Source organism: Pseudomonas sp. 478 (assembly GCF_003254125.1).
Taxonomy (GTDB): domain Bacteria; phylum Pseudomonadota; class Gammaproteobacteria; order Pseudomonadales; family Pseudomonadaceae; genus Aquipseudomonas.
The window spans coordinates 121,870-129,961 of the sequence record NZ_QKZG01000018.1; the positions used below are offsets into that span (position 1 = coordinate 121,870).

Genomic DNA, 8,092 nt, shown 5'->3' on the forward strand with positions numbered 1-8,092 from the left:
TCGATGAAACCCCATGCCACGGCCTACAGCCAACGCTTGTTGCGCGGTCAGGCGCCCTCTTACGAACGCTTGCAGGCCCGCTTGGCCGAAGACGGCAGTGAATTGGGCGCCGCACCGATCGCCGTGCATTGCGGTTGGGGCCGGTTGCTGATCGGCCATACCTTCCCGGATGCGGCGAGCCTGGCCCAAGAGTTGCTCAACGAACACACCGGTGAACGCGACATCGCCCTGTACGTCGCGGCGCCTCAGCAAGTGCTGGGGCTGGAGCCGGCCCAGTTGTTTCTCGACCCGTCCGACACCTTGCGCCTGTGGTTCAGCGATTACCGCCAGTCGACTCGGGTGTTTCGCGGCTTTCGCATCCGCCGCGCCCAGAGCGACGCGGACTGGCAGGCGATCAATCAGCTGTATCAGTTGCGCGGCATGTTGCCGATCGACGCGAGTCTGCTGACTCCGCGTCATCAGGGTGGGCCCGTCTATTGGCTGGCCGAAGATGAGGACAGCGGCACGATCATCGGCAGCGTCATGGGCCTCAATCACCACAAGGCGTTCAACGATCCGGAAAATGGCAGCAGCCTGTGGTGCCTGGCGGTCGATCCGCAATGTTCGCGTCCGGGTGTCGGTGAAGTGCTGGTGCGGCATTTGATCGAGCACTTCATGAGCCGGGGGCTGAGTTACCTGGACCTGTCCGTGCTGCACGACAACCGGCAGGCGAAAAGTCTTTACGCCAAGCTGGGGTTTCGCAACCTGTCGACCTTCGCGATCAAGCGCAAGAACTGCATCAATCAGCCGTTGTTTCTGGGACCGGGCCCCGAAGCCGAGTTCAATCCTTATGCACGGATCATCGTCGAGGAAGCGCACCGTCGCGGCATCGAAGTGCAAGTCGATGACGCCGATGCCGGCCTGTTCACCTTGATCCATGGCGGTCGCCGCGTACGTTGCCGTGAATCTCTCAGCGACCTGACAAGCGCCATCAGCATGACGTTGTGCCAGGACAAAAGCCTGACGCACAAAGTGCTCAAGGCCGCCGGTTTGAACCTGCCGTCGCAGCAACTGGCCGGCAATGCCGATGACAATCTGGCGTTTCTCGATGAGCACGAACGGGTGGTGGTCAAGCCGCTGGATGGCGAACAGGGCCAAGGCGTCGCGGTGGATTTACGGACCATCGAAGAGGTCCAGCAAGCCATCGAGTCCGCTCGCCAGTTCGACAGTCGGGTGCTGCTGGAGAGCTTCCACGAAGGCCTCGACTTGCGGATTGTGGTGATCGGTTTTGAGGTGGTCGCCGCGGCGATTCGCCGTCCGGCAGAAGTGGTGGGCGATGGTCAGCACTCCATCGGTGCGCTGATCGAAGCGCAGAGCCGGCGTCGTCAGGCGGCTACCAGCGGTGAAAGCAAGATCCCGCTGGATCACGAGACCGAGCGCACCTTGCATGTGGCGGGTTATGACTACAACAGCATTCTGCCGGCCGGTGAGCATCTGTTCGTACGGCGTACGGCGAATCTTCATACCGGCGGGATTCTTGAGGATGTCACGGCGATCCTGCATCCGACGTTGGTGGATGCTGCGGTGCGAGCGGCGCGGGCGCTGGACATTCCGATGGTCGGGCTCGACCTGATGGTGCCTGCCGCCGATCAGCCGGAGTATGTGTTTATCGAAGCCAATGAGCGCGCAGGCCTGGCCAACCATGAACCACAGCCGACGGCCGAGCGGTTTGTGGATTTGTTGTTTCCGCACAGTCAGCCGGCGGCCTAACGCTCCCCCTCACGATCGTTCCCACGCTCTGCGTGGGAACGATCAGGCCTCAACTCATCAGGAGTTTCCATGACCAGTAACATTCCCGAACCGGATCTGAACTACCTGCAAAAAGTCCTGCTGGAAATGCTCGCCATTCCCAGCCCGACCGGGTTCACCGACACCATCGTGCGTTACGTCGCCGAACGGCTTGAAGAGCTGGGCATTCCCTTTGAGATGACCCGCCGCGGCACTATCCGCGCCACGCTCAAGGGCAAGAAAAACAGTCCCGACCGCGCCGTCTCCGCTCACCTCGACACCATCGGCGCGGCGGTTCGCGCGATCAAGGACAACGGTCGTCTGACCCTGGCGCCTGTCGGCTGCTGGTCCAGTCGTTTTGCCGAGGGCAGCCGGGTCAGCCTGTTTACCGACAACGGCGTGATTCGAGGCAGCGTGCTGCCGCTGATGGCTTCCGGGCATGCGTTCAATACCGCCGTGGATGAAATGCCGATCAGTTGGGATCACATCGAGCTGCGCCTGGACGCCTATTGCGCCACCCGCGCCGATTGCGACTCCCTGGGGATCAGCGTCGGTGATTTTGTCGCCTTCGACCCTTTGCCGGAATTCACCGAAAGCGGCCACATCAGCGCCCGACATCTCGATGACAAGGCCGGCGTTGCCGCATTGCTCGCGGCGCTCAAAGCGATCGTCGACAGCGGCCAGGAGCTGATGATCGACTGTCATCCGCTGTTCACCATTACCGAGGAAACCGGCAGCGGCGCGGCGGCGGCGTTACCGTGGGACGTCAGCGAATTCGTCGGCATCGACATTGCCCCGGTTGCGCCGGGTCAGCATTCCAGCGAACACGCGGTGAGCGTGGCCATGCAGGATTCCGGTGGACCTTACGACTATCACCTGTCGCGGCATCTGCTGCGCCTGGCCAGTGACAACGAATTACCGGTACGCCGCGACCTGTTCCGCTATTACTTCAGCGATGCCCATTCGGCGGTCACTGCCGGGCATGATATTCGCACCGCCCTGCTCGCCTTCGGCTGCGACGCCACGCACGGCTACGAACGCACCCACATCGACAGCCTCGCCGCCCTCAGTCGATTGCTCGGCGCCTACATTCTGAGTCCGCCGGTGTTTGCCAGCGATGCACAACCTGCCAAGGGGTCGCTGGACCGGTTCAGTCATCAGATCGAACATGAGACGCAGATGGAAAGCGATACGCGGGTGCCGTCGGTGGATAGTCTGGTGGGGCAGCGGTCTGACGGCTGACTCTGACTTTTTCGTCGCCTGAGAGATCGCCTTCGCGAGCAAGCCCGCTCCCACATTTGACCGCATTCCCATGGAGGAACGCGGTTAACTGTGGGAGCGGCGGTGCGACGATTCGACTTGCTCGCGAAGGCGTCAGACCAGCCAACACAAAAACCCAGGCTAGCCGCAAATCCTCATTCGCCGTAGCATCGCGCCATTGTTTAGCCGAGGTGCCTATGCTGATCCCCCACGACCAACTTGAAGTCGACACCCTCACCCGCCTGATCGAGGATTTCGTGACCCGTGACGGTACGGACAATGGCGATGACACGCCGCTGGAAACCCGTGTACTGCGCGTTCGCCAGGCATTGACCAAGGGCCAGGCGCTGATTGTCTTCGACCCGGAAAGCGAGCAATGCCAGTTGATGCTCAAACACGATGTGCCCAAGCACCTGTTCGACTGAGACCTCAGCGTCCTTTGTTTTTCGCCAGTTTGACCTGGATGCGGTCGTAGACTTCGGACCGATGCACGTTGACGTTTTGCGGCGCTTCGACACCGAAGCGCACACTGCCTCCGTTGACGGCAAGAATGCGCACGGAAATGTTGTCACCGATGGAAATCAACTCGCCCACAACGCGACTGAGTACAAGCATGGCATTCGTCCTTCAGGGTTATCGAACCCTGAAGATGCCCTGCACTGAGTAGGGCTTCAATGCGACAGCGGCAAATCAGTCCCGCCCTACAGCGCCGCCCGAACAGATCCTATGGAAACGTCCTACAAACCCATTGAATGAAGGACCGATCCTTCAGGAAGCGGAGAAGCGCGGGCCGAAAAGGATGACGCTGGCCCCGATTACACACAGCGCCACGCCGAGCCAGTCCGAACCCAGCGGACGAATCCGCTCGACCACCGCCAGCCAGCCGATCGACGCGATGATGTAGATGCCACCGTATGCGGCATAGGCGCGACCGGCGTAGGTCGCTTCGATGCGGGTCAGCAGCAGCGCGAACAAGGTCAGACTGAGCAGAGCGGGCACGACCCACCAGGCGCTTTTACCCTGGCGCAGCCACATCCAGAAGGCAAAGCAGCCGGCGATTTCGAACAGCGCGGCGAGGAAAAACCACAGGTAATTGAGCATGCATACATCTCGCGAGGATGGCCGATGGCGGCCACCCTAACGACGGTGTTGCGTACGGGCAAGTTCAACCTGCGGTTTGTTTGGCCTTGGCGCGCATTTTGTCGGCCATGACGGTCATTTCGTCGTAGAGCAGCTGCGGGTTCTTCTGCTTGAGCGCCCAGGCCATGCGGCCCTGTTCGTGAGGCAGGATCAAGAATTCGCCAGCGGCGACGTGCTGATAGATGTAGTCGGCAATGTCGGCTGCGGTGATCGGCGAGCTTTCCAGCAACTTGCCGACCTGGGCTTTCATGGCCGGCGTCGGGCCACGGAACGAGTCCAGCAGGTTGGTCTGGAAGAACGACGGGCACACCACATGCACACCGATTTCCTGCTGCGCCAGCTCGACCAACAAGCTTTCGGACAACGCCACCACGCCAGCCTTGGCCACGTTGTAGTTGCTCATGGCCGGACCTTGCATCAGCGCGGCCATCGACGCGATGTTGATGATCTTGCCTTTGCTTTTTTCCAGCAGCGGCAGGAAGGCTTTGCAGCCCTTGACCACGCCCATCAGGTTGATCGCGATCTGCCAGTCCCAGTCTTCCAGGGACAGTTCACTGAAGAACCCGCCCGAGGCAACGCCAGCGTTGTTGACGATGACATCGATGCCACCGAGTTTCTCTTCGCAGGCCTGAGCGAAAGCGGTCAGCTGGCTGTAATCGCGCACGTCGCAACGCTGGATAAAACCGTCGCCGCCGGCTTCGCGAACCTGTTTCAGGGTTTCCAGCAGACCGGGTTCGCTGACATCCGACAAGGCCAGCTGCCAGCCTTCACGCGCCCAGCGCAGCGCGATTTCGCGACCCAGGCCCGAGCCCGCGCCAGTGATCATCATGCGATTTTGCATAGCAAACAGCCTTGTTGTTCCGGGGAAGATGCATCGAGTGTAGCGAAGGACAATGCCCGACCCACGCTCCATCAGATTGCTGAATGGCTCGAGCAAACCATGGCAGCGCCTGAACCAACTAGACTCATTAAAAACGAAATAAGCCTTTCTTCGAAAAACATTAAAAAAACTTGGAATTTTCTTTCATTCGCCACAGTCGGATTTGTAAGCAGCCCGGTTTTATAACAGCCCGGCTGACAGCTAAACGCCAGGTAATTCCAGAACACTTCCAACAAGGAAATAGACATGGGCACAATTCTTATCGTTATTCTGATCCTCCTGCTGATAGGTGGTTTACCGGTCTTCCCGCACTCCAGAAGTTGGGGTTATGGCCCGTCGGGTATCATCGGCGTGGTGTTGGTGGTGCTGTTGATCCTGCTGTTGCTCGGCAAGATATAAAGGTTTAACAGGCAAAAAAAAGAGGCCCTTATCAAGGGCCTCTTTTTTATTGCATCAAGACTTAGTCCGGCTTGCCATCAACCACACCGGCGGTGTTGTCGATCAGGCTCTTGGTCGCCGTTTGCAGGAACGCTTCGAGCTTGAGTTTCAGCTCAGCGGTACGCGGTGCATTTGGAACGATCTCGGCGTGAGGTGTCGCGCCCAGTTGGTACTGGTACATCTTCGGCGCCATTTCCTTTTCTTTCGGCAGCACCAGAATCTGATCAGCCGTGATGATCGCGGTGGTCTGCTCGCTACCCGACGGCTTGATCACGCCAAAACCAGTGTCGCCTTCAGGCAGGTTGAGCAAATCGCGGCCCCAGCACTGATGACGCACTTCGCCACCAATACGACCCATGATGGTCGGCACGATGTCGATCTGCGTGCCCACGGTATGGTCAAGCTGGCCGAATTTTTCCTGGATGCCCGGAGCGATCATCAACATCGGCACGTTGAAGCGGCCCAGGTCCATTTCGGTGATCTGACGCTCGTTGCCAAAACCGTGATCGCCGACGATCACAAACAGGGTTTCCTTGAAATACGGCTCCTTGCGGGCCTTTTCAAAGAACTGGCCCAGCGCCCAGTCCGCATAACGCATGGCGGTCAAATGCTCGTTCAAGCTACCGCGATCGGTTACAGGTTCAACCGGCAATGGCGTCGGCAAGGCATATGGCGTGTGGTTGGACAGGGTTTGCAGCAACGCATAGAACGGCTTGCCGTTTTCCCGCGCCTTGAGCTCGACCAGACCACGGTCGAACATGTCCTGGTCGGACACGCCCCAGGTCGGATCGGAGAACACCGGGTTCACAAAGTCATTACGACCAATGAAGTTGGTCATGCCCTGGTTGCTGAAGAAACCCGACTGGTTATCCCAGGCGAAGTCGCCGTTGTAGACGTACACGTCGTCATATTTACGGGCGCTGAGCAATTGCGGCAGGCCGGACAACTTGTGGCTGCCTTCCGGCGTCTGCATCAGGTATTCGAAACCTGGCAGGTTCGGGAAGCACGCCATGGTGGCGAACATACCCTGATGGGTATGGGTGCCGTTGGAGAAGAAGCGATCAAACAGCAGGCCTTCCTTCGACAATTTGTCGAGGTACGGCGTGATGTTGCCCGGTGCACCCAAGGCGCCCACCGAGTGACCGGCCATGCTTTCCATCAGGATCACGACGACGTTCTTGATCGGCAGGGTTTTGTCGGCCGGCGGCGTGTAATCGCGACGCACGGCTGCGGTTTCGGCATCCACCAGTTTGTCGTCCGGCATCACCAGCATGTCACGCACGACTTTCTGCGCTTCAGGCTGTGGCAACGTGGCCTTCCAGACGTTGTCGCGATCTTCGGAGATGCGGCTCTTGGCCGCGGCGACCAGCGACAAGGTGCCGTTGAGGCCCAATTGGTTGGCGAAGTTCGAGTTGGTGGTATAAACGTCACCCCAACGCAGTGGCGGGCCCTGACGCAGGGTGCCACGAGCGGCCACCACGCAAACCATCAGGCAGACGACGAACACCGTGATGCGTGCATACCATGGAGCGATCTGGCGCGTGCCAATGCTGCCGCCGCTGAAGGGGCCACGTGGACGGGTGGCGCGGTCGGCGCCTTTGAACGCCAGGGTCAGGATCAACGTGCCTACGGCCCAGGCCAGCAGGTAGCGAACCACCGGAAAACCGTACCAGAGCATGCTCATCACGGTTTTCGGGTCTTCTTTTACATATTGGAAGACCAGGCCGTTGAGGCGTTGGTGGAACTCGCGGTAGAAGTCCATCTCCATCAGGCCGAGGAACAGGGCGATGCTCGAGGCAATGGTCAGCCAGAACCGGAAGAATCCGCGGGCGGCCATCGCCCGGGCGCTGAACAGCGCCAGCAGCAATGGAATGCTGAGGTAGACCACCAGGCGCAGGTCGAAACGCAGACCGTTGGCGAACGCTTCGAGAAAGGTCGAGGCCGGGGTGTCGAGGATCATCTCGCGGTTGTAAACCAGCAGCGCAACGCGCAGCAGGCTGAACATGACCATCATGACCAGGGCACACAGCAGCGTGTAGGCCAGATGCGATTTGACGGTCGGTTGCAGCAGGCGACTAGAAGCTCGCTGCTGATTCAGGGCGTCCGGGATTGCCATGTCGTTTTAGGACCCATTGGAAGTTGAAGTTTCAAAAATACGGCTGCGCCTTGCCCTCTGTTGGCCAGTACTCGGCCCCGGGGCTTGCACGGTGCGCAAATGTTGCACGATCAACCGTCGCATTGCCATTGATTACTGCCCGGATGTTGGCGCGGGCGAATTGTCTTGGAGGCTTTGTGAAAATTTCGTGCAACGCATATTCGGAAACACAATAAAGTCCCCCTGACTCGAATGATCGTTAGTTTGGGGGCGTATTCGTTTCGGCTGTGCTCTTTGATCGGGGGGCATATCCGTTTTTGCGGTAACGGCTGCTGGCGGTTTCGCTCTTACAGCGAGTCACTTGGAAGAGCCCCAAGTAACCAAGGGCTTTTGCCCCGCCATTCGGTGCCTCGCTGTGGCTCGGCATGCCCTCACTCCGGCATTGCTCCGGGGGCCCGCCGCCATCGGCCATCCATGGCCGGGGGCGGCTACCGCGGCATCCTTGCCGCGGT

Annotated in this window: 9 protein-coding genes; 4 read left to right on the forward strand and 5 right to left on the reverse strand. The window is 59.6% G+C overall.

Annotated elements, in window-relative coordinates; translation table 11 throughout:
* The first annotated feature begins 3 nt into the window (after nt 1–3).
* From ngg to DFS28_RS28260, 3 genes are all read left to right on the forward strand, one after another.
* A complete protein-coding gene (gene ngg, locus DFS28_RS28250) occupies nt 4–1,749 on the forward strand; it encodes an N-acetylglutaminylglutamine synthetase (RefSeq protein ID WP_111452400.1) in 1,746 nt (581 codons plus the stop codon).
* A gap of 69 nt (nt 1,750–1,818) precedes the next feature.
* Complete coding sequence (locus DFS28_RS28255) at nt 1,819–3,009, forward strand: osmoprotectant NAGGN system M42 family peptidase (RefSeq protein ID WP_111452401.1); 1,191 nt, start codon at nt 1,819–1,821, stop codon at nt 3,007–3,009.
* Nucleotides 3,010–3,224: 215 nt separating this feature from the next.
* The gene (locus DFS28_RS28260) at nt 3,225–3,452 is read left to right on the forward strand and encodes a YheU family protein (RefSeq protein WP_003199186.1); all 228 of its coding nucleotides are present in this window, start codon (nt 3,225–3,227) and stop codon (nt 3,450–3,452) included.
* 4 nt (nt 3,453–3,456) lie between these two features.
* On the opposite strand, the gene csrA is transcribed toward DFS28_RS28260, so the two are convergent.
* From csrA to DFS28_RS30480, 4 genes are all read right to left on the reverse strand, one after another.
* Nucleotides 3,457–3,642: a carbon storage regulator CsrA gene (csrA, locus tag DFS28_RS28265; RefSeq protein WP_008151243.1), complete on the reverse strand. Its 186-nt coding sequence runs from the start codon at nt 3,640–3,642 to the stop codon at nt 3,457–3,459.
* 153 nt (nt 3,643–3,795) lie between these two features.
* A complete protein-coding gene (locus DFS28_RS28270; RefSeq protein WP_074878904.1) occupies nt 3,796–4,128 on the reverse strand; it encodes a YnfA family protein in 333 nt (110 codons plus the stop codon).
* Nucleotides 4,129–4,192: 64 nt separating this feature from the next.
* A complete protein-coding gene (locus tag DFS28_RS28275) occupies nt 4,193–5,008 on the reverse strand; it encodes an SDR family oxidoreductase (protein ID WP_111452402.1) in 816 nt (271 codons plus the stop codon).
* Between the two features lie 71 nt (nt 5,009–5,079).
* On the reverse strand, nt 5,080–5,295 hold the full coding sequence (locus tag DFS28_RS30480; RefSeq protein ID WP_132834338.1) for a hypothetical protein: 216 nt from the start codon (nt 5,293–5,295) through the stop codon (nt 5,080–5,082).
* On the opposite strand from DFS28_RS30480, the gene DFS28_RS28280 reads away from it, so the two are divergent.
* A complete protein-coding gene (locus DFS28_RS28280; RefSeq protein WP_172901242.1) occupies nt 5,288–5,446 on the forward strand; it encodes a DUF3309 family protein in 159 nt (52 codons plus the stop codon). The genes DFS28_RS30480 and DFS28_RS28280 overlap by 8 nt on opposite strands.
* A gap of 61 nt (nt 5,447–5,507) precedes the next feature.
* On the opposite strand, the gene DFS28_RS28285 is transcribed toward DFS28_RS28280, so the two are convergent.
* On the reverse strand, nt 5,508–7,601 hold the full coding sequence (locus DFS28_RS28285; protein WP_111452403.1) for an LTA synthase family protein: 2,094 nt from the start codon (nt 7,599–7,601) through the stop codon (nt 5,508–5,510).
* Nucleotides 7,602–8,092 lie beyond the last annotated feature (491 nt).

Bases quoted from the DNA above. Each gene is read 5' to 3' on its own strand.
- DFS28_RS28285 (WP_111452403.1), bottom strand. From the start codon at position 7,601: ATGGCAATCCCGGACGCCCTGAATCAGCAGCGAGCTTCTAGTCGCCTG.
- DFS28_RS28270 (WP_074878904.1), bottom strand. From the start codon at position 4,128: ATGCTCAATTACCTGTGGTTTTTCCTCGCCGCGCTGTTCGAAATCGCC.
- DFS28_RS28275 (WP_111452402.1), bottom strand. From the start codon at position 5,008: ATGCAAAATCGCATGATGATCACTGGCGCGGGCTCGGGCCTGGGTCGC.
- DFS28_RS28260 (WP_003199186.1), top strand. From the start codon at position 3,225: ATGCTGATCCCCCACGACCAACTTGAAGTCGACACCCTCACCCGCCTG.
- DFS28_RS30480 (WP_132834338.1), bottom strand. From the start codon at position 5,295: ATGTCTATTTCCTTGTTGGAAGTGTTCTGGAATTACCTGGCGTTTAGC.
- ngg (WP_111452400.1), top strand. From the start codon at position 4: ATGAAACCCCATGCCACGGCCTACAGCCAACGCTTGTTGCGCGGTCAG.
- csrA (WP_008151243.1), bottom strand. From the start codon at position 3,642: ATGCTTGTACTCAGTCGCGTTGTGGGCGAGTTGATTTCCATCGGTGAC.
- DFS28_RS28255 (WP_111452401.1), top strand. From the start codon at position 1,819: ATGACCAGTAACATTCCCGAACCGGATCTGAACTACCTGCAAAAAGTC.